Source organism: Ligilactobacillus salitolerans (assembly GCF_003864415.1).
GTDB lineage: Bacteria > Bacillota > Bacilli > Lactobacillales > Lactobacillaceae > Ligilactobacillus > Ligilactobacillus salitolerans.
Window position 1 is genome coordinate 1 of record NZ_BFFP01000037.1, and the last position, 26510, is coordinate 26510.

General features: G+C 44.0%; 28 protein-coding genes and 2 riboswitches. Of the genes, 19 read left to right on the top strand and 9 right to left on the bottom strand.

The features are described from left to right. Positions 1-158: 158 nt before the first annotated feature. Together LFYK43_RS09750 and LFYK43_RS09755 are read left to right on the top strand one after the other, a co-directional pair. The gene (locus tag LFYK43_RS09750; RefSeq protein ID WP_124977804.1) at positions 159-926 is read left to right on the top strand and encodes a DUF975 family protein; all 768 of its coding nucleotides are present in this window, start codon (positions 159-161) and stop codon (positions 924-926) included. 124 nt (positions 927-1050) lie between these two features. Continuing rightward, a complete protein-coding gene (locus LFYK43_RS09755; RefSeq protein WP_124977806.1) occupies positions 1051-2820 on the top strand; it encodes an alpha amylase N-terminal ig-like domain-containing protein in 1770 nt (589 codons plus the stop codon). Between the two features lie 55 nt (positions 2821-2875). Here LFYK43_RS09755 and LFYK43_RS13105 read toward each other — a convergent pair whose 3' ends face one another. Beyond that, positions 2876-4351: a LysM peptidoglycan-binding domain-containing protein gene (locus tag LFYK43_RS13105; RefSeq protein WP_369692912.1), complete on the bottom strand. Its 1476-nt coding sequence runs from the start codon at positions 4349-4351 to the stop codon at positions 2876-2878. A gap of 195 nt (positions 4352-4546) precedes the next feature. After that, positions 4547-5773, bottom strand: a complete 1227-nt coding sequence (locus tag LFYK43_RS09765; protein WP_124977808.1) for a C40 family peptidase — start codon at positions 5771-5773, stop codon at positions 4547-4549. Positions 5774-6392: 619 nt separating this feature from the next. Between LFYK43_RS09765 and LFYK43_RS09770 the strand changes: the two genes are divergently transcribed. Then, positions 6393-6977, top strand: coding sequence for a uracil-DNA glycosylase family protein (locus tag LFYK43_RS09770; protein WP_124977810.1), 585 nt, complete (start codon positions 6393-6395; stop codon positions 6975-6977). A 4-nt stretch (positions 6978-6981) separates the two neighbouring features. Here the strand turns inward: LFYK43_RS09770 and LFYK43_RS09775 are convergent, their stop codons facing one another. The 4 genes from LFYK43_RS09775 to LFYK43_RS09790 all read right to left on the bottom strand — a co-directional run bounded on the left by LFYK43_RS09775 (position 6982) and on the right by LFYK43_RS09790 (position 9886). Continuing rightward, positions 6982-7479: an O-acetyl-ADP-ribose deacetylase gene (locus tag LFYK43_RS09775; RefSeq protein ID WP_124977811.1), complete on the bottom strand. Its 498-nt coding sequence runs from the start codon at positions 7477-7479 to the stop codon at positions 6982-6984. A gap of 125 nt (positions 7480-7604) precedes the next feature. Continuing rightward, the gene (locus LFYK43_RS09780) at positions 7605-8144 is read right to left on the bottom strand and encodes a folate family ECF transporter S component (protein WP_124977813.1); all 540 of its coding nucleotides are present in this window, start codon (positions 8142-8144) and stop codon (positions 7605-7607) included. Between the two features lie 96 nt (positions 8145-8240). Then, positions 8241-8343, bottom strand: a riboswitch (THF riboswitch). An 84-nt stretch (positions 8344-8427) separates the two neighbouring features. Continuing rightward, positions 8428-9228, bottom strand: coding sequence for a metal ABC transporter permease (locus LFYK43_RS09785; protein WP_124977815.1), 801 nt, complete (start codon positions 9226-9228; stop codon positions 8428-8430). Then, complete coding sequence (locus tag LFYK43_RS09790; RefSeq protein ID WP_124977817.1) at positions 9215-9886, bottom strand: metal ABC transporter ATP-binding protein; 672 nt, start codon at positions 9884-9886, stop codon at positions 9215-9217. The genes LFYK43_RS09785 and LFYK43_RS09790 overlap by 14 nt, the downstream gene beginning before the upstream one ends. Positions 9887-10142: 256 nt before the next feature. Beyond that, positions 10143-10188: riboswitch (PreQ1 riboswitch) on the top strand. A 7-nt stretch (positions 10189-10195) separates the two neighbouring features. Between LFYK43_RS09790 and LFYK43_RS09795 the strand changes: the two genes are divergently transcribed. From LFYK43_RS09795 to LFYK43_RS09805, 3 genes are read left to right on the top strand one after another with little or no spacing between them, the layout of a single operon-like run. Next, positions 10196-10687, top strand: a complete 492-nt coding sequence (locus LFYK43_RS09795; protein ID WP_124977819.1) for a QueT transporter family protein — start codon at positions 10196-10198, stop codon at positions 10685-10687. A gap of 24 nt (positions 10688-10711) precedes the next feature. Further along, positions 10712-10939, top strand: a complete 228-nt coding sequence (locus LFYK43_RS09800) for a DUF2829 domain-containing protein (protein WP_124977820.1) — start codon at positions 10712-10714, stop codon at positions 10937-10939. Further along, complete coding sequence (locus LFYK43_RS09805; protein ID WP_124977822.1) at positions 10936-11694, top strand: 3-oxoacyl-ACP reductase; 759 nt, start codon at positions 10936-10938, stop codon at positions 11692-11694. Before LFYK43_RS09800 ends, LFYK43_RS09805 begins: the two co-directional genes overlap by 4 nt. A 66-nt stretch (positions 11695-11760) precedes the next feature. On the opposite strand, the gene LFYK43_RS09810 is transcribed toward LFYK43_RS09805, so the two are convergent. Both LFYK43_RS09810 and LFYK43_RS09815 read right to left on the bottom strand, forming a co-directional pair. Then, the gene (locus LFYK43_RS09810) at positions 11761-12417 is read right to left on the bottom strand and encodes an HD domain-containing protein (RefSeq protein WP_124977824.1); all 657 of its coding nucleotides are present in this window, start codon (positions 12415-12417) and stop codon (positions 11761-11763) included. A 91-nt stretch (positions 12418-12508) separates the two neighbouring features. Next, complete coding sequence (locus LFYK43_RS09815) at positions 12509-13267, bottom strand: alpha/beta hydrolase (protein ID WP_124977826.1); 759 nt, start codon at positions 13265-13267, stop codon at positions 12509-12511. 158 nt (positions 13268-13425) lie between these two features. Between LFYK43_RS09815 and rsmG the strand changes: the two genes are divergently transcribed. The 11 genes from rsmG to LFYK43_RS09865 all read left to right on the top strand — a co-directional run bounded on the left by rsmG (position 13426) and on the right by LFYK43_RS09865 (position 22512). Then, on the top strand, positions 13426-14154 hold the full coding sequence (gene rsmG, locus LFYK43_RS09820) for a 16S rRNA (guanine(527)-N(7))-methyltransferase RsmG (protein WP_124977828.1): 729 nt from the start codon (positions 13426-13428) through the stop codon (positions 14152-14154). A 62-nt stretch (positions 14155-14216) separates the two neighbouring features. Next, positions 14217-15062, top strand: coding sequence for a nucleoid occlusion protein (gene noc, locus LFYK43_RS09825; protein WP_124977830.1), 846 nt, complete (start codon positions 14217-14219; stop codon positions 15060-15062). 15 nt (positions 15063-15077) lie between these two features. Continuing rightward, a complete protein-coding gene (locus LFYK43_RS09830) occupies positions 15078-15845 on the top strand; it encodes a ParA family protein (protein ID WP_124977832.1) in 768 nt (255 codons plus the stop codon). Then, positions 15835-16719 carry a ParB/RepB/Spo0J family partition protein gene (locus tag LFYK43_RS09835; protein WP_124977834.1) on the top strand — a complete coding sequence of 295 codons (885 nt, stop codon included), beginning with the start codon at positions 15835-15837 and terminating at the stop codon, positions 16717-16719. Before LFYK43_RS09830 ends, LFYK43_RS09835 begins: the two co-directional genes overlap by 11 nt. A 12-nt stretch (positions 16720-16731) precedes the next feature. Further along, positions 16732-16905 carry a DUF951 domain-containing protein gene (locus LFYK43_RS09840; protein WP_124977836.1) on the top strand — a complete coding sequence of 58 codons (174 nt, stop codon included), beginning with the start codon at positions 16732-16734 and terminating at the stop codon, positions 16903-16905. Between the two features lie 36 nt (positions 16906-16941). Beyond that, positions 16942-18045 carry a redox-regulated ATPase YchF gene (gene ychF / locus LFYK43_RS09845; RefSeq protein WP_124977838.1) on the top strand — a complete coding sequence of 368 codons (1104 nt, stop codon included), beginning with the start codon at positions 16942-16944 and terminating at the stop codon, positions 18043-18045. Between the two features lie 177 nt (positions 18046-18222). After that, complete coding sequence (locus LFYK43_RS09850) at positions 18223-18984, top strand: DUF1129 family protein (protein WP_124977840.1); 762 nt, start codon at positions 18223-18225, stop codon at positions 18982-18984. A gap of 233 nt (positions 18985-19217) precedes the next feature. Further along, complete coding sequence (locus LFYK43_RS09855; RefSeq protein ID WP_124977842.1) at positions 19218-20552, top strand: gluconate:H+ symporter; 1335 nt, start codon at positions 19218-19220, stop codon at positions 20550-20552. A gap of 14 nt (positions 20553-20566) precedes the next feature. Further along, positions 20567-21349 (top strand): serine hydrolase, encoded by a 783-nt coding sequence (locus LFYK43_RS09860; RefSeq protein WP_124977844.1) that lies wholly within the window; start codon positions 20567-20569, stop codon positions 21347-21349. 112 nt (positions 21350-21461) lie between these two features. Further along, on the top strand, positions 21462-21614 hold the full coding sequence (locus LFYK43_RS12610) for a hypothetical protein (protein ID WP_158609232.1): 153 nt from the start codon (positions 21462-21464) through the stop codon (positions 21612-21614). Positions 21615-21855: 241 nt separating this feature from the next. Further along, complete coding sequence (locus LFYK43_RS09865; protein ID WP_124977846.1) at positions 21856-22512, top strand: histidine phosphatase family protein; 657 nt, start codon at positions 21856-21858, stop codon at positions 22510-22512. A gap of 206 nt (positions 22513-22718) precedes the next feature. Here the strand turns inward: LFYK43_RS09865 and LFYK43_RS09870 are convergent, their stop codons facing one another. Next, positions 22719-23957 carry an MFS transporter gene (locus LFYK43_RS09870; RefSeq protein ID WP_124977848.1) on the bottom strand — a complete coding sequence of 413 codons (1239 nt, stop codon included), beginning with the start codon at positions 23955-23957 and terminating at the stop codon, positions 22719-22721. Positions 23958-24197: 240 nt separating this feature from the next. On the opposite strand from LFYK43_RS09870, the gene proB reads away from it, so the two are divergent. Next, positions 24198-25043, top strand: coding sequence for a glutamate 5-kinase (gene proB / locus LFYK43_RS09875; RefSeq protein WP_124977850.1), 846 nt, complete (start codon positions 24198-24200; stop codon positions 25041-25043). Continuing rightward, positions 25024-26271, top strand: coding sequence for a glutamate-5-semialdehyde dehydrogenase (locus LFYK43_RS09880; RefSeq protein WP_124977851.1), 1248 nt, complete (start codon positions 25024-25026; stop codon positions 26269-26271). The genes proB and LFYK43_RS09880 overlap by 20 nt, the downstream gene beginning before the upstream one ends. Positions 26272-26510 lie beyond the last annotated feature (239 nt).

Genomic DNA, 26510 nt, shown 5'->3' on the forward strand with positions numbered 1-26510 from the left:
ATTTCCGTTGGGAAGTGGCTTTTTTTATATAAAAAAGTTTAGTCGTGTTTTTGCAGGAGCATTCAGTACAGAGAGCCCCAATTTCTGGTATGGTTAGACGGAGTAGGTTACAATAATGGATGTAGTACATATAATCAAATATTTTGGAGGATGAGTCTATGCAGACGAGAAAAGAATTAAAACGAGAGGCTAAAGCATTACTTAAGGGTCACTGGGGAAAAGCAATTGGACTCAACATTTTGCAGATTTTGCCTTATATATTGTTAATGATATTTTTTATAGCTTTACTAGTGCTGATAAGTGTCTTGGTCAACCAACCATCCGCTAGCGACTGGCTGGATCAATTGGACCCGTCCGCTAGTTTCGCTGGTTCAGATGGCCGTTACTTCACGAATATTTTAACCTCTTTGGTTGGCAGTCTATTAATGGTCGGGGTGAATTACACAATACTAGATTGGCTGCGCACTAAAGATGCAAATTTTGGTGTTGTGCGGGGAATTTTCAGTGTTTTCAATAAAAGGGACTTCTTACCGGTAGTTGTTTTGTGGATCCTCCAAGAAATATTTACTTTCCTTTGGACACTGTTATTTTTCGTTCCGGGCATTATCAAGCGCTATTCTTATTCACAAACATACTATATTTATAAGGATATTGCAGACCAAGGCGGAGATGACGATCTCAACTACTTGGATTATGTCACAAAGAGTCGGCAGTTGATGAATGGCCATAAATTTGAGCTGTTTGTTTTGCAGCTGAGTTTTTTAGGGTGGGATCTATTGAGCCTGGTAACTTTGGGCTTGTCCCAAATTTGGGTGGTTCCTTATAAAAATGCAACATACATGGCTTATTATCGCCACTTAGCTGGGGATAGATCCGAAGTAGAACAGCCAAATGACGAACAGAATGCCTATTTTGGCGAAGAGTAATTAGAAATTTCGATCAATAAAAAAGTTGGAGGCATTTGGTGAGTCCAAGCACAAAATGGACTTGCTAAATGCCTCCAAAATGTCTAAGCTATTAATGATAAATAAAAATTAAAGGTGGATGATCATGGAAAAATCCGCAATTTTTCATAATTCACAGAGTGCAATGGCCTTCGAGACTGGTGTCAATTCGGTTACCATTCGCCTCAAAAGCAAACACGATGACCTGACTAGAGTGGAACTGCTGTACAGCGACCTTTATGCACCTGCTGCCGATAATGGCGGCTGGCGGCCGCACGTTGCGTCAATGAAGCGAGTATTACAGAGCAGCGAGACGGATTATTGGAGTGCAACTGTTGAGTTGAGCAAGACACGGCGTTTGAAGTATGCCTTTCACTTGATTGCGAGCAGTGGTGAGGAATATCTTTACGATTTTCACAAAATTGAGAACTATACAGCCAATAGTTTAATGGGAGTTGCAGCATTTGTTTTACCGTATTCCTATCCAAATCAAGCTTTTAAGCAGTCAGCCTGGACACAAAATACTGTCTGGTATCATCTATTGATCGATCGCTTTTCTGATGGTGATTCTCGTCTTGACCCGGCAGACAGCAGTGAGTGGGGAAGCGAAGAGCCAACAGATACTAATTTTTTTGGCGGCGACCTGCAAGGAATTCGTGATCGCTTAGATTATATTGCCAAATTGGGAGTTAATGGGCTGATTTTAAGTCCGATATTTGCTGCGTTTTCCAACCATAAATACGATACTGCAGATTTTTATTCGATCGATCAAGCGTATGGCAGTAAGGAAACTTTCAAGCGGCTAGTTGATGATGCACATCAGCACGGCATGCGTATCGTCTTAGAATTGGAGCTGGACCATTTGATGGATTTCTCGATTCAATGGCAAGACGTCAAACAAAAAGGGACGGATTCGCAGTTTTTTGACTGGTTCCTAATCGACTCACTTCCTTTGGACTTTACGGGTACCGAAGATCCAGCATTTTCACCTGATATTTCATATCGCGTACATGCAAATAACCCGCATGAGCCAAAACTCAATCTTAGAAATAGGCAAGTGCTTCGTTACTGGTGTGACCTAGCTAATTACTGGGTGGAATCTTTTGATATCGACGGCTTTAAAATTATGGATCCAGAAGAACTGGATCCCAGCTTTTTACAAAGTTTAACAGCTTCTTTGCATCGCTTGAAACCAGCTTTATGCCTCTTAGGTACATCAAATAGCTTTACGCCTAACTTGCTAGAAGAACGCAGCTTAGATGTTGTGGTTGATCAGGACCTCACGCAGATCTTAGCAGATTATTTTATCACCCAAAAGACAAACGCGGCCGAGATGGTCGTCAGTTTAAACGATAACCTAATGAAGTATGCGACCCCGGTTCAAAAGTCCTTAATCTTGCAGCTTGATGGTCCATTCAGCTCGCGTTTGCTGGCTCAATGCCAAGAAGACCCGGAGTTAGTCCGCTTGTTACTAGCTTTTAGCTATCTTTTGCCAGTTTCACCAAGCCTGTACTATGGGACAGAAGTCGGCCTAAAGGGCGGGGATGTCCCTGCGAATCGCGAGTGTCTGCCTTGGAAAGCCGGTCAACAAGATCAGACGATGCTCCGTTTTGTCAAATTATTGGGTGAATTCCATGCGCGATATAGCATGCTGCTAAAGGAAGGCACGCTTGATTGGGGACAGCTTAGCAATAAGAACAACTTTGTGAGTTTTACCCGCAGGTGGAACGGTAAATGCATTTTCGCCCTCTTTAATTTAGGGTACGGCAGCATCAAGTTTGTCTTTCCGCCCCAATCTAAATTGTTGATCAGCCAAAACCTGCTTAAAGATCAGAATCGGATCGGACACAATGGCTTTGTGATCGTAGAAGCCTGATTTTTACAAATAAAAACCATTCGTCATAACAAGCTGACGAATGGTTTTTTATTTTTTATTGATGAATGTAGTTGTACTGACTAGCATTAGTAATTGTCTGGTAATTAGGGCCACCAGGATTAGAGAAGCCCATGCCTCCCTGCGAGATAGTGATCGTGTTGCCGTTGACGCTTTCAACGTAAGCGACATGTCCTGCCCAACTGTCAGCAGTCCATTGTCCGCCAACCGATTGACCAGGATGGAAGACCACTAAGGAACCAACAGCTGGCTGGTTGTTAACTGTAAACCCTTGTTGACGCGCTGAAGAATCCCATTGTCCACCGTTACCCCAGTAGTTGCCTGCCCAACTAGCGCGATTCTTTGCGTACCAGGTGCATTGGCCCCAAGCGTAAGTGTTGCCGCTTGGCTGATAGCCGTTACCATGAGTCTGGCTAGTAGTTGTCTGGGAAACAGTTGTTGTCTTAGCAGCAGAACTAGTCGATGATGTTGTTGCTGTACTTGCAGATGAAGTTTTCTTGGCAACTACATTATTTGTTTTAGGTGCTTGACTAGTTGTTTTCTGAGCTGTTTGGACTGTGCTGGAAACAGCGCGACTGGAATTATTTGTTTGAGCAGCAGAGACTTGCTGGGTATTGCTGTTTGCTGTTTGATTGACAGTACTTTGCTGAGCTTGTGCTGCACTTGGATCTTTAGTCGGGTCATTGACAGTCAATGTCTGTCCAACTTGCAGTGCCGCAGCATTGTTCAAACCGTTAGCTTCCCGTAATGAGTCGATCGAAACACCATAATCTTGAGCAATCGTATACAGTGATTCACCAGCTATTACTTGATGAGAAGTATGGTTAGCCGAGATTTTAGGCTCGACCACGGTCTTCGTTTGAGTCTGAGGTTGGCTTTGCGCTTTGACCGGCTGAGAACTTTCTTGTGCAGTCTGAGTTGTTTTTGCTGGCGTTGCAGCAGCATTCACCTCTGGGGCAGCCTTTGTTTCTGTCTGCTTTTGACTATTACTCGAAACACTAGGGGTGCTGCCCTGTGCTGGAGTTGTCGCAGTGGCTTTAACGGCTGGAGCCTGTGTTTGTGCTTTCACGTTGCCCTTGACGTTCAAAGTCTGACCAGGGATGATAATGGTCGTTTTGAGACTAGCATTGAGTGAACGCAATGAACCAACTGAAGTTCCAAGGCTCTGCGCAATCGACCATAAGGAGTCTCCCGCTTTTACTTGATATGTAGAAGTGGCAGTTTCATTGTCCTGTTTAGCAGCAGTCTGTTTAACAGTGGTTTTATGGGCAGTCTGACCTTTATCTGGAATCTGAATTGTTTTCCCAGTGTAGATCAAATGGGAGTGTGCATCGATCTGGTTCAATTCCTCGATCGACTTCACAGAGATCCCATATTTCTGTGAAAGCCCCCATACGGTATCATTGGCTGTAATTTTATGAATTGTATTGGCAGAAGCTGTGTTAGCACCGGCTAAGAAAAGTCCTGCTGCTCCAACTGTGCCAAAAAGTAATTTCTGTGCTTTTTGTTCCACGGTTTTCACTCCCAATCTTTTTGTCTAGTTTGCCTGTTGAATTGTTTACAATTTTAACGTATCAACGATTAAGTGCAAGTATTTGGTTTATGTACCAAATTCTATGTGTGATAAATCCGACACAAGATTATTATAGCGTATTTCGAGACAAATAAAAAGACATCCACTCAGGATGTCTTAAAATAATGTTAATGTTTAGTTGACACGAACTGCGTACATCGGGTTGAAGTAACTAATCGAGTTAACGCGTACACCAGTTGAAGGATTTTCAGCAGAGATCATCTTGCCATTGCCAACATAGATACCAACGTGTCCGCCATTGTTACCGATGATCAAGTCACCAGGTTGTGCTTGACTAAGTGAAACTTGTGTCCCAGCACTTTCTTGTGCTTGACTTGTCCGTGGCAATGTCTTGCCAAAGTGCTTAAAGACGTAATATGTGAAGCCAGAGCAGTCAAATTGTGAAGGACCGGTTGCTCCATAAACATAATTGGCACCAACAAATTGCATTGCGTACGAAACGATTGCACTTCCATTGGCATTAGTTGAAGTGGTTGAACTGGTATTATTTGAACTCTGTGTTGAAGTTGAAACAGCAGTCTTAGCAGTTTGTGCGCTTGTTGAACTTGCTGAACTTACGGCAGCCCGTGTTTGGGCTTGCGGTCTGTAAGTTGTTGTTGCTTTGCTTGCAGTCTGTGCGGAGCTCTGTTGAGTCTGAGCCTGACTTTGACTGGAACTAGCAGTTTGAGTCTGGTTTTGGCTAGCAGTACTTGTCTGAGCTGCTGGTGTCTTAGCCGGATCGTTGACTGTCAGAGTTTGACCAACTGTCAAAGCACCATTCAATGAGTTAGCTGCACGCAAGGAAGCAACAGTAACACCGAATTTTTGAGCAACAGTGTACAATGAATCGCCTGTTTGAACCTTATAAGTTGTATGGTTAACAGAAACTTGCGGAGCAGCAGCTTTTTGTGCTTGAGCCTTCTGCGGCTGAGCTGCTTGGACTGCAACAGTTCCGGCGACTTTTAAGGACTGTCCTGGCTGCAAAACATTTGATTTGAGCCCATTCAAAGCAAGTAATTTTTGAACGCTGGTCTTACGGGCTTGCGCAATTGACCAGAGAGTATCGCCAGATTTCACAGTATATGTAGAAGAGCTGGCAGTTGCTTTAACTGGTGCTGCTTTCGCATCTTTGTCAGGGATCTGAACAGATTGACCTGGGTAAATTAAGTGGCTGCTTGTGCTGATGTGATTTAATTGCTCAATTGATTGAACAGAAACACCATATTTTTGCGAAAGTGCCCAAACGGTATCGTTACTTACAACTTTATGTGATGTATTAGCTGAAACGCTAGCTGTGCCGGCTAAGAATAAGCCTGCCGCACCAACGGTACCAACCAATAATGATTTAGTTGAATGATTCAAAATTTACTTCACTCCTGTTATTTTTTATATTAAGTATTTTTTCCTACAACCGAATGACTATATTGTAACGCGTGAATATTGCATTCCAGTTCAGATGAGTTTACAAAACAATAGAGGGGTGTAATAAAGGGGCGACATGCTTGCTGGCAAGGCATTTGACTGGTCTTGATAAATTTTGAACTTAATTTGATTTGGCAAAAACTTATAGTTTGATTGGCTAAAAGCGGATAAAAAACATTAAATAAAGCTCAATATTACAATGCTTTTACATAAAATTTAAGAAGTTAAAAAACGTTAAAGCGGGTCGTTTTAAGCGCTATCTTCGTGAACAAAATTGCCCGCAATAAAAAAATGAATTTCAGACTGTACCTGAGACATTAAGTGAAGTAACAAAAATGTTACAGGCAAATGACGCAACTTTGTGGGCAGGCTGCTGATCTTCTTAGCACTTCACCTTTGTTTCGGTAAATTATGTGACACATTTTACATTTCACTAAAGCTCACATGGTATAATGGAGTTCCTTGGCAGGGGCACCAACTGTTAAAAGTTGGGTCACGAGGGGAGCTGGGATTTTCAGCTCCCTTTTTTAGAACTGGATCAGTGTTGGAGTGAAAAAGCATGAACAAGGATATAGAAAGAATTATTAACCAAATCGAAGCAGACCCGCAGAATCAAGAATACACCCAGCGTCAAATCGCTCCCTTATTCTTGGCAGATCCGCGGGCAAAAATTTTAGTTGTCGGTCAAGCGCCTGGCAGGATCGCTGAAAAGACGCGCTTGACCTGGAACGACCGGAGCGGCGACCTTTTGCGCGAATGGATGGGTGTTTCGCGGAAACAATTTTATGAATCTGGTCAAATTGGGATCATACCGATGGACTTTTATTTTCCTGGTTCAGGTCCAGGCGGCGATCTGCCGCCGCGTGCCGGTTTTGCCGAGAAGTGGCATGAGCCGCTGAGAAAATTAATGCCTCAAGTTGAAATGACTTTGCTGGTGGGCAGTTATGCGTGCCACTATTATTTGAATTTAAAGAAAAGTGCGCGTTTAGCCGAAGTCGTTCATAATTATCAAAATTATCTGCCAGAGTTTTTTCCTTTGGTTCATCCTTCACCCCGCAACCGGCGGTGGTTAAAAAATAACCCCTGGTTTGAAAGTGAAGTGGTCCCCACCTTGCAGAGGCACGTGGCAAAAATAATTGACTAGTAAGTTACTTTTGATGCAGCAATTCTTGGTAGACCTGGTAGGTTCGTCGATCATAACAAACAAAGACAACTTCTGAAACTAACTCAGACTTTTGAACACATTCGAGCGCTATTTGGCAGGCTTTTTCAAGGGGAAAACCATAGATCCCAGTACTGATGGCTGGAAAAGCAATGGTCCGGCACCCATGTGCTGCTGCTTGCTTGAGGCAGTTGGCATAGCAGCTGGCGAGAAGCTTTGCTTCATTTTTCGTTCCACCCCGCCAAATTGGGCCAGGGGTGTGGATGATATATTTTGCGGGAAGATTGAATCCAGGCGTAGTTTTAGCCGCGCCAGTCGGACAGCCGCCCAGCTTTTGACAGGCTTCATTTAATTCTGGACCGGCTGCGCGGTGAATTGCTCCGTCGACACCTCCGCCGCCGCGGAGTCTAACGTTGGCTGCATTGACGATCGCGTCTGTCTTAATTTGAGTAATATCTCCTTGACGCAAAAGAATTTTTGCCATGACTTCTCCTCCATGAAAATGCGATAAAGTTTAAATTTTGCCAATAGCATATACGTGCAAATGCGGAAAAGCAAACAAAAACTTCCTGAGAAAAAGCCAAATTGTTCTCAGGAAGTTTTATTTAATTATTTTTCGTTTGTTTGTGCTAAGTTAAGGCGCTCAACGCTGCGCAAGATCATCCAGCCAAGGATGACTTCGATCGGCAGCATGATCAGTTCTTTTGGCAGGCGAACTGTCAGCAGTGCTTGCCAAGATGCGTGGTACAAGACGTTGATCCACAAGGTGTTAAAAAACAAATTGGTTACCAGCATCTGAATCGTCTCATAAACTAAAAGCCTGGGCCAGGATATTTTTTGCTGGTGCAAAATTAAACCTGCAATCACACCCGAAATGAAGGCTGTTAGTGTAAAACCGATGAAAAACTGAGATCCAGTTGCTAACAAAGTGTTGGCAATCAGGTCAAATAAGACTTTAGCAACACCGCCAAGCCATGGACCAAGAAAGTAGCCGATCAGCATCGTCCCAATGAAACCAAAACTGAACTTTACTAGTGATTCTGAACCGACTGACAACTTTGCCAAAACGACATTGAGTGCAATTAAAAATGCGCTTAAAGTCAAGGTCCTGGTGGTCAGTTTTGGACTTCTCCAAGTTAACATCGTCATAATAAACATCTCCCTATTTAGTTATTCAAAACAGTTAATTCAAAGTTGAAAACTGTTATTGATACAGGGGGAGACAAGCACCTAGAATATTAAATTTTTGGTGAATGCGGAAAAATAGCGCAAACCTATGACGGAGGTTCTTCTGTCGCCGTTCACATTCCGTTCCGGCGACCCTTGACGTTATTTTTCCTACCCCTAGCGTCCATAATATAGCATATTTTTTCAGAAAAAGCTATGGAATTTTACAGAAAATACATAAGTAAAACAATTTGAATAAATCTGCTTATTTGTGGGCGGCGGCTAAACCTTGCTTAAACAAGGCCAAACCGTACAGGCATGCTTCGATGACAGTGATGAAAAAGCTGACTGGCCAGTCGGTGACAAAGCTCAGGTATAGACCCAGCCAAACGCCTAAGAGAACGAAAACAAAGGTTAAACCGATCATCTTGTTCAGTGAATGAACAAAATATTTAGCGGCCTGGGCCGGGATCGTCAGCAAAACAAAAATTAGCAGAGAACCAACGATCTGAGCTGTGATCGAAATCGTTAAAGCCAGTAAGATCAAAAAGATGATCGAGATCGTCTGATTGAAGCGCTGGTTGTATTCTGCACCTTGGGCATCAAAGGAATTATAAGCTAGCGGGCGAAACAGCAGAGCAACTACGACCAGCAAGAGGATGCTCAGCATGACTAAGGTCCAGAGGTTGGTGCGGTCGATCCCTACAATACTGCCAAAAAGGATGCTGGTCGCGTAGTTTGATTGTTTGTGAGATAGCGACAAAAACAAGATCCCAAGTCCTAAAAACAAGCCGGAAAAAACACTGATCGAGGCTTCACGGCGCCCGACTTTTTCACCGGATAGGCCGATCAGTAGACCGCTGGTACAGGTGAAGATCAGCATGCCTAGTAAGGGTGAGATCCCGGCGAAAACCCCAAATGAGGCGCCGGAAAAACCAATTTCAGAAAGAGTGTGGGTAAAAAAAGACGTTTGCCGGGCAACGACAAAGACTCCCATAAAGGCACAGATCAAGGCAATAAAGATCCCGGCAATTAGAGCATAGCGCATAAAGTTATATTCCAGCATTAGTGTTGCGCTCCTTTTTAGACATAGTTGCAGTATGGTCGTGCAGGTTCAATTCATAGTCCGCGTATTTTTCGATCAATTCTGGATCATGTGTGATAAAAACCACGGTGAGATCATTATTTTGCATGATCGTTTTCAACATTTGCAAAAGAAAATTCTTGGATTCCCGATCCAAGCTGGCCGTTGCTTCATCTAAAATCAGCAGCTCCGGGTCGGCACAAAGGGCTTGGGCTAAATATGCCCGCTGTTTTTCTCCCCCGGACGCATGACCTAAGGGCTGGGCGGCAATCTTGGTTAGTTTAGTTTCAGCTAAGATTCCTTCCAGTTTAGCTTGCATCTTTTTTGTATTCCAAGGCAGGAGCCTTTTTTTGAGTCCAAAGGAAACAAAGTCTCGGATAGCGAGCGGGTAATCATCGTCGATACTGCGTAATTGCGGTACGTACTGGACCTTATCTCTGCCGATCGTGAATTGGACATGCTCGCTGCGATGGTGTTCCAAGTCTTCCAGCAAATGTTTGATCAAGGTGGTTTTACCGACCCCATTTTCGCCTGTGATGCAAGTTAACTGTTGACGGGGCAGGGTAAACTGCAAGTCAGAAAAAAGCTGCCGGTTGGGTAAGGTTAAATTTAAATGTGTAACTGTCAGGATATTTTCCATAGAAACATAACTCTCTTATCAATTCGATTTTTGACTGGTTTTAGTCAAATTATTTTTTTCAGAAAAAATAGACCTGCTGGGGTCTATTACGCTTTACCTTGGTCTATGCTACAGGGCTTAAATGTTGCTGTCAAGCCGTTTTGTCAGCGTAAGTGAAACCATTACTATTTACAAAATGAAGAAAAGTCTGCTATTACTATTAAAAAACGGTGCAATTACGATTTAACTGCGAGGACAAAAAAATTTGTTATACTTAGTGATGGTGGTTCGTAAACATCCCACCTAAAAAAAACTAGGAGGTTTTTCACTATGGAAAAATCACAGACAGCTCTTAGCGGGCTGACTAAAACAGCGCTTATCGCAGCGCTGTATGTTGTAATGACACTGGCAATTTCTCCTTTTTCATATGGCCCGATCCAATTGAGGCTGGCAGAGATGCTGAACAATTTAGCGGTTTTTAACAAACGTTACATTTGGGCCCTATCTTTAGGCTGCCTGATTGCTAATCTTTGGTCGCCGCTTGGGATGGTCGATGTCGTCTTTGGAACTTTGGGCACGCTGGTCATGACAAGCTTAAGCTGGTTTCTGAGTCGTCACGTGCGCTCGGTACCGGCTAAATTGGCAATTTCAGTCACGGTCTGCACGTTGATGACCTGGAGTGTGGCATTAGAACTGCATTTTGTCAGTCACGCACCATTCTGGTGGACCTATCTGACTGTCGGATGCGGCGAATTTATTTCCATGGCCTTGGGGGCCGTTTTAACTTACGTGCTTTCAAGCCGCTTTGAGTTGCGCGCCTGATGAGAGATAATAAGGAGAAATAAAATGACATTTGAAAAAGTTTTACCAGCATTAAAGGCTGGTAAAAAAGCAGTCCGTTCAAGCTGGTCAGCCGGCGAAGAATATATCTACGTGGTCAACGATGATATGAGGGATGGGCAAAGCATTAACCCTTATTTTTTGATCAAAACTGATGAGGAACCGGCTCTATCACAATTCATGCCCAATTCATGTGATGTTTTAGCAGATGACTGGGAGCTGGTTGAACAGTGAATGCCGCAACTAATACAGGACAAACAGCGATAATTACAGGAGCGGCCTCAGGGATCGGCTTAGCACAAGCCAGGCTGTTTCTTGAACACGGTGAGAGAGTTTGGGGCTGTGATCTGCAGGAAAATGCAGAGATTCGCGCTTTGTTGGCCAGGTACCCAGATACTTTTACCTATTATGATTGTGATTTAAGGGATGCACAAGCTATTCACACATTTAGCCGGCAGGTACTTCAGCAAGCCGGCAAAATTGATCTCTTGCTAAATACTGCAGGGATCTTGGATGCGTATCGCCCGACTTTGGAGACGAGCCCGGCTCAATGGGACAACGTCATGAATACCAACGTGAAGAGCATGTTTTTGCTAACTAATGAAATATTGCCCAGCATGTTGAAACAGGAAAACGGCGTGATCGTCAATATGGCTTCGATCGCGGGACTGGTCGCCGGCGGGGGCGGTGCAGCTTATACGGCAGCCAAACACGCGATCATCGGCTATACCAAACAGCTCGATTATGATTATGCAAGCCAGGGGATCCGTGCGAACTGCATCGCGCCGGGAGCGATCAAAACTCCCATGAATCAGGCAGATTTCACTGGGGATCAAGCGATGGCAAAAATGGTCGCCAGACAGACACCTGCTTTGCGCTGGGCGGAACCTGAAGAAGTAGCTGAATTGAGCTATTTTTTAGCTTCTAAGAAGGCTGATTATATCCATGGCGCGGTTATCCCGATCGATGGGGGCTGGATCGAAAAATAGCGGCATAAACATTTGAAGTAAAGAAAAAAGACCTTGTGGTGAGGTCTTTTTTCTTTGGGCAAATAATTATTTTTCAGCATTCCATTCTGCCTTAAACTCGGTCAGAAAATCAAGCATCGTTTGCTGCCGATTTTCTGCGATCCGTTGGGCACTGGGTGTGTTGAGCTGATCTTTGATTTTGAGCAGCTTTTCATAAAAATGGTTGATGATCGTTTCATTATCCAAGTTGCGATACTCTTCTTTAGTCATAACAGTCCGCGGTTTCATTCGCGGGTCATAGATCTTTTCAGCGTGATGCCCGCCAAAATAAATCGCACGAGTGATCCCAATCGCCCCGATCGCGTCAAGCCAGTCGGCGTCTTGAACGATCTGGCCCTCGAGCGGTAATTCTACGGCATCTCCATCCAATGTATGTGCAAATGACATGTTTTGGATGATAAATAGAACCTTTTCACTTTGCGCGGCGGAAAATTCGATCTCGCTCAAGAATTCCTGCAGTTTAGCGAGTGCGGCTTGCGGGTCGGCAACCAGCTTGTCATCGATCACGTCGTGCAAGTAAGCTGCCGCTAACGTGACCAGCAGATCAGCGTTTTCTTGTTGACTTAATTTGCGTGCCATCGCCACGACGCGGCGAATATGGTCGAAACCATGTCCTGTCCGGTCAACCGTCATGTGGGCGTGTGAATATTCAGCAATTTTAGTTAATTGTTCTTCGCGATTCATTTTTGGCACTCTTCTTTCTTAATTGAAAATGATTTGAGCTAGTATACCACAAAATTACGCGCAGTAAAATCTGGCTGCTGTCTCAGTCAAGTTATGACTTGTTTTTCTTTTTGCAGCACTCTGCCAAAAATTCGGTCATAAGATCGCAAAGGTAAGGGGTAAAATACGCATCTGAACCATGGGGACAGTTTTCCAATTGATACATTGTCGCTTGCTGGTCAGCTTGAGTCAAGAAAGCATAAAGCTCAGCACTTTCTGAAAAAGGAACGGTTTGATCGTCAGACCCGTGGATCAGTAAGAAGGGGGGCAGACTTTTTTTACCAACTGCTTCAGGAAAATGAAATTGTTGGTCATAAGTAAAATCGCCGGCTAATGCCAGGCAACCGCGGAGCCTGACTGGCAAGGTAAACACATCTTCAGAGTTAAGATCTTGGTCAGATTGACTTGCTGTGGCCAGTGCTGCGATCCCAGCACCTGTCCCTTCACCGCCGGCAATTATCCGATGCGAGTCTAAGTGATACTGCCAGGCATGCAGCATCAGGAAACGTGCGGCAGATTGAAAGTCTTTGACCCGTGTTAAAAATGGCGTTTCTGGTGCGAAAGAATCTAACACAGCGACGGCGTAACCTTTGCTGCAAAACTGCAGCAAGGCACTAAGACGATTTTTTTTAGTCCGCGGATCTGCAGCAAATAAGAGCAGCGGGAAGTGTGGTTCTTTTTGTGCTCTGGTGTTGGGCGGGATGCAAAGTGTCAGACTTTTTTGGGGTAAATAGCTGATTTTTTGCCAGATCTGAGCATGTTGAGCTCTGGCGGGTTCATTTAATGTGTAATATTTATTTGTTTGTACCATGGAAGGACCTTCCTTTCCTGTGTAGTGAGTTTACCTATATTATGTTAACCTATTCTTCGTCAAAGGTTGTATTTCTATCTTAAATAAATTAAACTGTAATAAGTGCGTGAAACAATGCAAAACTGGTGTTGTTTCACAAAAAAGTGAAGAGGTTAACAATGACTCCAGAAGAATTTTATCAAGCATTAGAAAAACAAAACATTGTGCTGACACCTGGGCAAAAAGCTCAGTTCAATAGTTATTATGAGCTGTTGGCTGAATGGAATCAACACGTTAATTTAACAGCGATAACGGAAAAGAATGCCGTCTATTTAAAACATTTCTATGATTCGGTCCTGCCGGCTTTTTATGTGGCAGAATTAAGTCAAAAGGCGGTCTCACTGTGCGATGTTGGTGCTGGTGCCGGTTTTCCTTCGATCCCGTTAAAAATCATCTTTCCGAGCATGCGGGTCACGATCGTTGATTCCTTGAATAAACGGATCAAATTCTTAGAGACCTTGGTTGAGAAGCTTGAGCTGGAAGACGTCACATTAATTCATGCACGGGCAGAAGATTTCGGCAATAAAAAGAGCAGTGCACGTGAAAGCTATGATTTAGTCACCGCACGGGCCGTGGCTAATCTGCCAGTTTTAGCCGAACTCTGCCTGCCGCTTGCGGCTGTTGGAGGTAAGTTTATTGCTTTGAAAGCTCAGAAGGCTCAAGATGAACTGGAAAAAGCTGAATATGCACTCAAAACACTGGGTGCTGGACTTGAACAGGACATCCAGACCAATTTGCCTGGTGATGATGAAGAAAGGCATATCATTGTTGTTGCCAAGGATCGGCCAACACCTAAAAAATACCCGCGAAAAGCTGGAACGCCTGCCAAGGTACCCTTGCTTAAATAAGTAAGTTGAACTTAAAAACTGCTTGGTATCAATTATTATAGAGAAGATCGAGGAGGTCAGTCATGGCATTTTCATTTTTTGGAAAAAATAAACAAGTTCAAGAACAGCATCAAAATGATGAAGTAGTCAAGATCCCATTACAGGGTGTAATTTCTAATCGTTTTCAGCCACGGCAAATTTTTTCGGCAGAGAGTATCAGCGGGCTGGCTGAGACGATCTCGCAGCACGGGTTATTGCAGCCGATCATTGTCCGCGAGTATGAACCTAAAAAATACGAGATCATTGCTGGTGAACGCAGGTTTAAGGCGGTTGAATCTTTAAAATGGACTGAGATCCCGGCAATAATCCGTAAAATGTCAGACAATGAAGCAGCTTCAATGGCCGTGATCGAAAACTTGCAGCGCGAGAGCTTAACGGCAATCGAAGAGGCAGCGGCATATTCACAGCTGATGAAACTCAATGGCCTGACACAAGGACAGCTTGGACAGGCGATCGGTAAAAGCCAGTCATTTGTAGCCAATAAAATGCGCCTGCTAAAGCTCTCGGAACCAGCTAAGAAGGCGATTTTAGGCAGGAAATTATCTGAGAGGCACGGCAGGGCGCTCCTGAATTTGGATGAGCAGCAGCAAAAAGAAATTTTGACCGTAATTGAAGAAAAGGGCTTGTCGGTTAAAGAAACTGAGGCACTGGTCGAAAAGATGATTCAACCGGCTGCTAAGGAGAAAAAACCGCGGGTCCATACCACAGGCAGGTCTAAAAATACCAGGGTGGCTCTGAATACGATCAAAAAATCGGTCAAGATGGTCAAAGATGCCGGGATCAAAATCAAGACAAGCGAAGAAGAAATCGCCGGATTTCACCGGGTGATCATCGATATTCCTGTAGAAGAAAGCGACACGAGCAAATAGGAGGTAGACGTTTCGATGGGAGTTGTTATTGCTTTAGCGAACCAAAAGGGCGGTGTTGGAAAGACAACAACTGCGATCAATCTTGGCGCGGGTTTGGCCAAGAAAAAAAAGAAAGTGCTATTGATCGATTTAGATGCTCAAGGAAACGCGACTAGCGGTTTGGGCGTGCGTAAATCGACGATCAAAGAAGATATTTATGATGTTTTGGTCAATGAGACACCGGTCGAAGATGTCATTCTCCACACTGAAACAGAAGGTTTAGACCTCCTGCCGGCTACGATCCAGTTATCAGGTGCCGAGATAGAATTAACTTCGCAAATGGCGCGGGAAAAAAGATTAGCGGATGCGATCTTACCAGTCGTAGATGATTATGACTATACTTTGATCGACTGCCCGCCTTCATTAGGGTTACTGACGATCAATGCTTTTACAACATGCGACAGTATTTTGATCCCAGTTCAAAGTGAATATTATGCTTTAGAAGGGTTAAGTCAATTAATGAATACTGTTCACTTGGTGCAAAAGCACTTTAACCCGAACTTGTATATCGAGGGAGTTTTGTTGACAATGTTTGATTCTCGGACCAATCTGGGAAACCAGGTCGTTACCGAAGTCAAGAAGTACTTTAAAGACAAGGTTTATTCTACAATTATTCCCCGAAATGTTCGTTTGTCAGAGGCCCCAAGTCACGGAATGTCGATCATTGATTATGACCCGAACTCCAAGGGAGCTTGGAAATACATGAATTTAACCAAGGAGGTTCTAGCAGCCCATGGTGAATAAAAAGAAAAATACGAAAGGGTTAGGTCGAGGGATCGAGGCTTTGTTCGAAGATTTTTCTGAAGAAGCTTCAGAAAACGAACAAGTCAGTGAACTTGCTTTATCAGAGATTCGGCCTAACCCATATCAGCCGCGCAAGCATTTTGACGAGCATGGTTTAGCAGAATTAGCTGATTCGATCGAGAAGAGCGGGGTTTTTCAACCGATCATTGTGCGTAAGTCGACGATCAAGGGTTACGAGATCATCGCTGGTGAGCGCAGATTCCGTGCTTCTAAGATCGCCGGAAAACAGACGATCCCAGCAATCATTCGTGACGTGGATGAAGAACGGATGATGGAGATCGCCGTTTTGGAAAATCTGCAAAGGGAAGACCTCAATCCGATCGAGGAAGCCGAAGCCTACAACACACTGATGGAGAAATTGCAGTTGACGCAGACTCAGGTGTCAGAGCGTTTAGGAAAATCACGGCCCTACATTGCAAACTACTTGCGTTTACTGAGCTTACCGGCGGAAGTTAAAAGTCTGATCAGACAACAAAAACTTTCAATGGGGCAAGCGCGAACTCTCCTATCATTGAAAGACAAGTCGAAGATTTTGGCTTTAGCTGAAAAGGCAATTGCCAACAATATGACTGTTCGTCAATTAGAAGCTGAAGTTTTATCTTTGAATGGTGAAGGAAAGAAAAAAATTAAACATCCGATCAGAAAGGTTTCTCCTTTCTTGAAAGAAAGCGAGCAGCTGCTTGGCCAGAAATTCGGGACGAAGGTTGCTATCAAGAATAACGAGAAATCAGGCAAGGGCAAAATTGAGATCAACTACCTGTCAAATAATGATTTAAACAGGATCCTAGATGTTTTGAACATTCGCTTAGATTAAGCAGGTGATAAAATGTACGATTTACATGATTTCGTTGAGATGAAAAAACCGCATCCATGTGGTGTTAACCGCTGGGAAATTATCCGGATGGGAGCGGATATTAAGATCAAATGCAGCGGATGCGGCCGCTTAGTGATGCTTTCTCGGCGCGAATTTGAACGCCGGATGAAAAAAGTGATCGATTAAAAATAACTTTTTAGCAGGAAAGAGTGAAGGTATACCATGGCTTTAACAGCAGGGATCGTCGGTTTGCCGAACGTTGGCAAGTCGACACTATTTAACGCAATAACCAAAGCGGGAGCGGAGATGGCTAACTATCCATTTGCGACGATTGATCCGAATGTCGGAATGGTTGAAGTGCCTGATGCACGCTTAGCGCGGATCGATGAGATCGAACCCGCTAAAAAAATTATTCATACAACTTTTGAGTTTACAGATATTGCCGGGATCGTTAAGGGTGCCAGTAAAGGTGAAGGACTGGGTAATAAGTTTCTGGAAAATATTCGCCAAGTCGATGCGATTGTGCATGTTGTACGCGCATTTGACGATGAAAACATTACCCATGTTTCTGATAAAATCTCTCCGTTAGACGATATTGAAACAATCAACTTGGAGTTAGTGTTAGCTGATTTGGATGCAGTTAACAAGCGCTATGCCCGAGTTGAAAAAGTTGCTCGGACTACTAAAGATAAGGAAGCTGTGGCTGAATTTAAAGTATTAGAGAAGATTCAGCCGGTCCTAGAAGCAGGGCAGGCAGTTCGTTCGCTAGAGTTTAATGAAGAGGAGCAAAAAATTGTCAAAGGGCTCTTCTTGCTGACTTCTAAACCAGTTTTGTATGTAGCCAATATCGCTGAAGAGGATATGGCAGACCCGGATTCCAGCAAATATTATCAAGTCATCAAGGACTTTGCAGCCAAAGAAGGTTCGCAAGCCTTGGCAGTCTGTGCACAGACAGAAGAAGAAATTGCTGAGTTAGATGATGAGGACAAGCAAGACTTTTTAGAGGCTGAAGGAGTTGCGGAATCTGGACTTGACCGGTTGATCAAAGCATCTTATAAGTTGTTAGGATTGGCGACATTTTTCACAGCAGGCGGCAAGGAAACACGTGCTTGGACTTTCAAAAAGGGCATGAAGGCACCGCAGGTTGCTGGAATCATTCATTCTGATTTTGAGCGTGGCTTTATTCGAGCAGAGACTGTTTCGTTTGAAGACCTGGATAAGTACGGAAGTTTACAGGCTGTAAGAGAGGCAGGTAAGCTACGGCAAGAAGGCAAAGAATACCAGGTTCAAGATGGAGACATTATTGAATTTAGGTTCAATGTCTAAAACAGAGCGGAGCGAAACGGTAGAAAGTGAGCATTATCGGACCCAGGCAAATATTGCGGGCTTGGCAATAATTGCCTGGGTTGGATAAGCGGAATCTTTTGCGCTGTGGAGCTCAACTAAAAAGCGTCACCATTTGTATAGCACAAGTACTTTATTTGGAGAACGGGAGGATTATTCGTGAAAGAAGAAACAGTGCGGAAGAAAAATGAGAAGGCTGCTCAAAAGCAGGCTCAACACCAAGCTCAACACCAAGAACATGCTGAGGTTACTGTCCGCGATGGTATTTTTTCCGGCTTGACTAAACGCAATGAAGACTATATGTTCCACTTGAATAAATATTTGGATGAATATAATTATGATCCAGAAAAAAAGGAACAAGCTTTAAACGACACTTACCGCGAATTGTTGGATAAACAAAAAAACGGTGTGGTAGCATCCAAGTTTTATGGTCCAGTTACAGAATATGCTGAAAAAATAATCAAGGGCCGTAATGAGAGAAAGGAAGAACGCAGTACAAAGCGCACCTTCACCTTGTTGGCATTGGATAATGGTCTGATCATGCTGATCATGTTCTGTGTAATGTACACTTTTGTGGGCTTCTTTGATAAAAGTAAAAATTCGGTCAACGGCGGTTGGATCACATTGCTTGCCACCGCGATCATTGCTGGCGTTGGTCTAGCCTTCTTCTATGTAATGATGGACCCGGCAAATGCCAAGAATTCTTCGCATAAGATTTTGCGCGGAGTGATCGTGACAGTTGAGCTGGTTGCAATTTGGATGGTTGCTTTCGGAGCAATTTCATTTATTCCTGCCAAGTACAATCAGACTTTAAACCCAGTGGTTTACATTGTGGTTGGTGTGGCAGCCTTCTTCTTGCGTCAATATTTGAATCAAAAACTGCATTTCCCTAAAATGGGACGAGACATTGGCAGAAGATAAGTAAATCAAAATAAAGCAGAAAGTCGAGATAAATTGGTCCGGCTTTCTGCTTTTTTCGTAGAAGAAAATAACCGACTAGAAGATATAACCCGGGAAATAAGGTGGATCCCCTGGAAACTAGCTTTCTCTTGCTCAACACCTTATTTTATTGGTCTGTACAAGTGTTGTAGAACTGCTATTGCTCTAAAATCATGATAGAATTTAGATAAATACATATTATTGGAGGAAGGAAAATGCCTCTACTGATTGTGAGTGCAAGTATTTTATTACTTGTAATACTGATCGTTAAATTTAAATGGGAAACATTTAGTTCCTTGCTGCTGATCACCGCTTTGGCCGGCTTAGCACTGGGACTTCCGTGGGAAAAATTGCCGCAGATCATGGTTTTTGGAATGGGTGAGCAGCTGGGAGACTTGGCAGTGATCATCGGCTGTGGTGCCATGATAGGAAAATTAGTTGCTGATGCTGGGGGCAGTTACGTGATTGCTGAGCATTTGATCGGGGTCTTTGGACGCAAAAAGATGCAGTTGGCTGTCGTTTTAGCTTCAGCGATCATTGGGTTTGCTTTGTTTTTTGAAGTTGGTCTGGTGGTGTTGATCCCGATTATTTTTGAAATTGCCAAGGAGTTGAAAGTCCCGCTCGCCAAATTAGCCTTACCAGTTGGAGCTACTTTGAATACTATGCATGGCCTGCTGCCGCCGCACCCGGCACCAAGCGCCTTAACTGAAATTGTGGGTGCTGACATTGGCGATGTGATCTTGATGGGGATCGTGGTTGCAATCCCGACGATGTTGATTGCGGGGCCATTGTGGAATCTGTGTTTGCAGCACTTTTTTCCGCAAGCTTATCGGTATCAAACTAAATTAACTGGTTTTGAAGCAAGTGAGAAATTACCGCCGCGAACGCAATTGCCGAAATTTTCAACCAGTGTTTTGACTACGATGATGCCTGTTCTTTTGATTGGATCGTTGACGGCAGTGGAACAATTTTTGCAGATCCCGCGACCATTTGCTCCGCTGTTGAAGTTTTTAGCAGATCCCAACGTTGCAATGCTGCTTTCCTTGCTTTTTGCCGTCTATACAATGGGCTTTATGCAAAAGCGGAGATTAGCTGCGATCGGCCGTTCTTTAAACAAAGGAGTAGAACAGGTTGCTTTAGTCGTCTTTTTGACAGGCGCCGGTGGAGCATTTAAGGCTGTTTTGGAACAAGGCGGTATCGCGGAGTATATTTCTGAACTGTTTGCAGGGATCAATCTTTCACCAATTGTTGCCGGTTGGCTGATTGCTGCGCTGATGCATTTATGCCTAGGTTCTTCCACCGTTGCAGCGATGACATCGGCCAGTTTGATGGGTCCGCTCATTATTTCTGCAAATGCTGATCCGGTTTTGGTAGTTCTAGCCATCGGGGCAGGGAGTATTTTCGGGGATAATGTGACGGATGCCGGCTTTTGGATGGTCAAAGAATATTGCGGCTTCTCAGTCAAAGAAACATTCATCACTTGGTCGACTACCACAGCGATGATCGGGCTGGTCGGTCTGGAAACAATTTTGATCATTAACTTATTTTAAGGAGATTAGGATAGATGAGAGGGTTAAATACAAAACTAGCAGTGGAGCTGACTAAATTATTACAGAAACAAGATTTTCAGGCGGCCTTAATGATGCAGGATCAGACAGGCAAAACCTTTACTTTTCATGAACAACAGGTTTTTCCCAGTGCGAGTCTGATCAAATTAGGGATCGCTGCCTTCATTAAAGAAGAGTGGCGTACCAAGCCAGACCTTTTGGGCAAAAAACTAGTTGTGAATAAAGACCAACGTGTGGCTGGGGCAGGTGTAATGCATTTTCTGCATCAAAGCGAGTGGAGTTTGGGAGATGTCTTAGCCTTAATGCTCTCGACTTCGGACAATACTGCAGCTAATTTGTTAATTGATACTTTTGGTTTGGAGCAGATTGATTCATGGTTGGCAGAAAAAGACACTAACATCAAGTTGCAACGCCATTTTATCTCACCAGTAATTGACGGCAGAGATAATTTTTTAACCGCGGAGGCTCTACTGCCAATTTGGCAGAGTCTCCTAGATGGCAATGATGAATTTAGTCGCATCGTTGCAGTTGCTTTGCATGAACAAATCGATAGAAACAAGCTGGTCTATTATGCTGATGATTTGCAGTTTGATGGGGAAACCTATAACAAGACTGGTGACCTGGCTAACGTTGAACATGATTGCGCACGGCTGCAACGTGGGGATGCATGGTTTGACAGCATTGTTTTAACTAAATTTGAGAATAGCGACCAGCACCAAGCGGCAGTGCACTTGCAGCACGATATTGGCAAACTGCTGCTAGAAAATTTAAAGGACTAAATCCAGATCTTTGAAAGGGCTTACGATTGACCATTTTGGATATAGTTTCCTATAATTAACATAGGAACTAAATGGAATTGCTGCACTGAAACGGCAAAGGACGGTGTACGAAATGAGCAAGAGAATGTGGCTTGTCGTTGTGATCGTGATTTTGGTATTAGCCAGCGTGGTTTATGAAATTATGTCCGGTAACTTTTCGTGGGCTGTTGTTATTTTACAGATTTTGTTTTTGGGTTATGCTCTCTTTCAGTTTAACCAAAGGTAACTTAAAAACGGGTAGTAAAATTAAGCTGTCCATTCCTAAATGGGATGGGCGGTTATTTTACTGGGCTTGATTTGTTTTTTGCTTGCCTTCAATTGAGCGACCAGAAAGCTTGCACAGAGTGTGTGAGTGCAGGCAACTTCTGAGTGGTTCAGCCAACTTGAAGTTGAACAGGCAGGTTGTCGGGTGTATCAAGCAGTGGTAAGGTTAAGTTAAATCATTTTCAAAAGAAAGGTGCGCGCAGATGACAACATTAAATTTATACCTAGTTCGTCATGGACAGACTTATTACAATATTTTCAACAAAATGCAAGGCTGGTCGAATTCACCATTAACTCAACAAGGAATCGATGGTGCCAAACAAATCGCAAAGCGGCTTGCTGGCACCAAGTTTGCTGGTGCATTTTGTTCCGATACGGGAAGGGCAGAAACTACTGCCCAAATTATTTTGGATCACAATCATGCGTCTGATCTGACCGCACCACACACTGCCCCTTACTTTCGTGAGGAATTTTACGGTTACTATGAAGGAACGGATATCACCAGCAGCTGGTACCTTGCAGCTGGACCGCATGGTCTGAAAAGTTTAACTGATATCGTTGAGAAGTACTCTTTTGATACGGCGAAGGATTTCTTGAAAGAAGCAGATCCTTTCCACATGGCGGAAGATCACGATGATTACTGGCAGCGCGTCGACCAAGGATTTGCCTTAATTGCCAATGACCCTAGTCTACACGATGGGGATAACGTCTTGGTTATTTCTCATGGGAACACGCTATTAAGCTTAATGGATCGCTACGCACCCGGTAAATATGATTTGAGTAAACGGCCAGAAAACGGCAGCTTGACCAGATTGAAGTTAGTCGACGGACAAATCGAAGTTGTCAGCTATAATGAGTAATGAGTTTTAATTATTGAAAAAGATTCAATGTTTGGGATCGAGCAGCCCTTCTTAATGACATGGTGATGTTGTTAGGAAGGGCTATTTCTTTTCAAATGGTAATGGAGCTGTTATCAGACCAGAAAGCAGCAGTAAAAAATAACCGCACCCTCCACGAATTGCGAGACTTCGTGAGGGTGCGGTTGAAATAATTATTTTTTTGTTCGTTATGGCTTCAATTTGCGGAAACCGGGTAATGATAACATAACTGTCAGACTGATCAAGTAAAGTGCGGACAGGAAGCCCATCGTAACGGCAAGGTTAAAGTGATCCATTAGGACCCCGATCACAACAGAAGAGAAACCGCCAATTGCTCGGCCGACATTCATGATCAAATTGTTAGCTGTTGAGCGGATCTCGGTTGGGTATAACCGACTGATTACAGCACCGTAACCGCCAAACATGCCGTTTGAAAAGAAACCAATAATTGCACCAATGACTAACAAAGCCAGATTGGTTTTGGCATATAAAATTGCAAACATGACGGTGGCTGAACCGATCAAGAATATTGAAAAGGAAACACGTGGACCAAGTTTATCCATGATCTGTCCGAACACAACCATCCCTAAGCTCATGCCCAGGATCGTGGAGACCATCCAGAGCGAGGAGCCGGAAACCGAAAGACCTTGCTGCTTTTGGACAATGACTGGCAGCCAGTTCATTAAACCGAAGTAGCCGGCGATCTGAACTATGGTCATGATCATTAAGCCTAAAGTCTGGATCGCAGTCTGCGGTGTGTCAAACAATTGCTTGAAGGATGGTTGTTCTTGCGCTGCTTTTTCCTGCTTCTGTGCGGCGACAAATGCTTCTGTTTCATGGACGTGGCGACGAATGAAGTAGGTCAGGATCACTGGAATGATGCCCAGTAAGAAGAGGACGTTCCAGCCGAAATGAGGGATGATATAGGCTGCCATGATCGCTGCAAAAATCGCGCCGATTTGTCCGCCGATCGCAGCTGCCGAAGACATCCGACCGATCTGATCACTGCGGAAATTTTCCGCCAGCAAGGCGATCCCAACGCCGTATTCCCCGCCGGCACCGATCCCAGCCAAGAAACGCATCAGATAGATCATCGGTAATGAGTGCGCAAAAAACATTGCTCCAGTAGCCAGGGCAAAAATAAAGATCGTGTAAGAGAATGTCCTAACACGACCATACCGGTCACCGATAATACCAAATAAAGCGCCGCCGACCAACATTCCAATGTTCGTCAGTGAGCCGATCAGACCAGCTTGGCCGCTAGAGATGTGCAGCTCAGCGATAATTGAAGCCAAGGAAAAAGATAAGAACATGATGTCCATATTTTCCAAGGTGAAGCCGGCTGCAGTGGATGCAGTCACCCATTTTTGCTGCTTGGTAAAGCTGTTTTTTGCCTGCGGATTGGCAGTACGATGTACTTGTTCCATATTCAATTCCTCCAAATGGCGCTCTCTGACGCCTGTTATTTGTTCTTCAACATTTTGCCATAAAAAAATGACTTTGACAAGAGATAGTTCAATTTAAATTTATATCCATCCGACATTAATTTGGTCCAAATCAGCTTTGCCGACTTATTTACGGGCAAAAAAGCAGAAATCAATTGTGTTATTTGGGGCTACTTGTTGTAGAATGGGGGTACTAATTAATAAAAAATGGAGGCAATTCACATGCAGTCTAACCGCCACATGGAAAATGTTTCGCGGCTCGTCGTGAAAATCGGGACTAGTTCTTTGATGCATGCAAATGGCAAATTGAATTTGCAGGCAATCGATCAGTTGAGCTATACCTTGACTGGCTTGGTCAATGAAGGTAAGCAGGTCATCTTGGTGTCTTCTGGTGCGATTGGCGCTGGAATGGGGCAGCTGGGCTTGACCAAACGACCCGCACAGATCGCAAAACAACAGGCATTGGCTTCGATTGGACAAAGTGAATTGATGACGGTGTACCAGCAGCGCTTTGCGGCTTATGGGCAAAAAATCAGCCAAGTCTTGCTAACTCATGATGTTTTAGACTACCCCCAAAGTCGGGAGTATGTCCATAATACAATGGAACAGCTGTTGTCATGGGGAGTGATCCCTGTCGTTAACGAAAATGATACAGTCGCAGTCGATGAATTGGATCACCGGACGACTTTTGGTGATAATGATCAGCTGTCAGCCATCGTTGCAGTACGCTCACATGCAGACCTGTTGATCATGCTTTCAGATATCGATGGTTTCTTTACCAATAATCCCCATAAAGATCCCAACGCTAAATTGATCAATGTTTTACATGAAGTAACTGAAAACTCGGTTAAAAGAGCAGGCGGTGCAGGCACGAAATTTGGAACTGGTGGTATGGCGACTAAGCTTAAGGCTGCAGCTAATGTTTTGGCTAATGGGCAGATGATGGTCTTAGCCAATGGTGCTAACCCGTCAATTATTTTTAGGATCATGAATAACGAAGAGATTGGGACTTTATTTATTCCCAAAGAAGGTAATGAGGTGACAGAAAATGACGGAACTTTTAACTGAGATCGGGAAAAAGGCTCAGGCTGCCGCACAGGAATTAGGACAGTTACCAACGGCAGTCAAAAACCAATCACTGGCTGCAATTGCGGATGCGCTGGAGAAAAAAACACCAGAGATCTTAAGCGCGAATCGCCTGGACTTGGAGGACACGACTGGCTTAGAAGATAAGTTTATTGATCGCTTAACATTGACCCCAGAACGAATCTCTGCGATTGCGGCTGGGGTCCGTCAGGTCGCCAGCTTACCCGATCCGTTAGGGAATGTTGAGCGAGGCTGGACCACTCAAGCAGGATTGAAAATCAGTCAAGAACGAGTTCCCTTGGGAGTTGTTGGGATTATTTACGAAGCCCGTCCTAACGTCACGGTCGATTCCGCAGCGCTGTGTTTTAAGGCTGGAAATGCGGTGATCTTGCGCGGGGGTAAAGAAGCCTTGCAGACCAATATTAAACTGGCAGCAGTGGTCCGCGAAGTTTTGGCAGCGCAGGGCTTACCATCGGCCGCGGTCCAAGTGATCCAAGAAACTTCGCATGAATTGGCACAAAAGTTTATGCGCCTTGATCAGTATGTTGATGTCTTGATCCCGCGCGGGTCTGCTCGTTTGATCCAGACCGTCGTACAGAATGCAACTGTGCCAGTGATTGAAACTGGAGCAGGCAACTGCCATATTTATGTTGATGAAACAGCTGATTTGCAGATGGCCGAAAGAATTGTAATCAATGCGAAGACTCAGCGCCCGTCAGTTTGCAACGCGGCCGAAAAGCTGCTCGTTAACCAAGCAATAGCTGCAGAGTTCCTGCCGCAAATTGCGCAGTCTTTGAGCAAACACCACGTTGAGATCCGCGGCGATGAGGCTGCCTGCCAGATCATCGGCGAAAAAGCACGCCCTGCTCAAAGCGATGATTGGGATACTGAGTACAATGACTACATTATTGCAATCAAAGTTGTTTCTTCCATTGACGAGGCAATTGCCCATATTAACCAGCACAACACCAAGCATTCAGAGTCCATTATCACAAAAAACTATCAACACAGTCGTCAATTTACGCAACAAATTGATGCTGCTTGTGTCTATGTCAATGCTTCAACACGCTTTACGGATGGATTTGAATTCGGCTTTGGAGCGGAAATCGGGATCTCTACGCAAAAGCTGCATGCCCGTGGTCCAATGGGACTAAAGGAATTAACTACTACCAAATACGTGATTTTGGGTGAAGGACAAATCAGAGAGTAACCAAAGTTGAAAGTTAAGCTGGAAGATTCAAAATGAAACTTCAACAAGTTAAAGGTTTAACTCGCATTCCAGCTATATTTCTTATGATCAGCTTCAAAAAACACCATCAAATTTTCTTATCCTTATGAAAATTTGGTGGTTTTTTGGTAGTTATTTAGGCAAACAAACAGCCAAGCGTTCGGCGTTTGGAACAAAGTCTGGCAAACATACGTCCAAGCGGTGGATGTTTGGAACAAAGT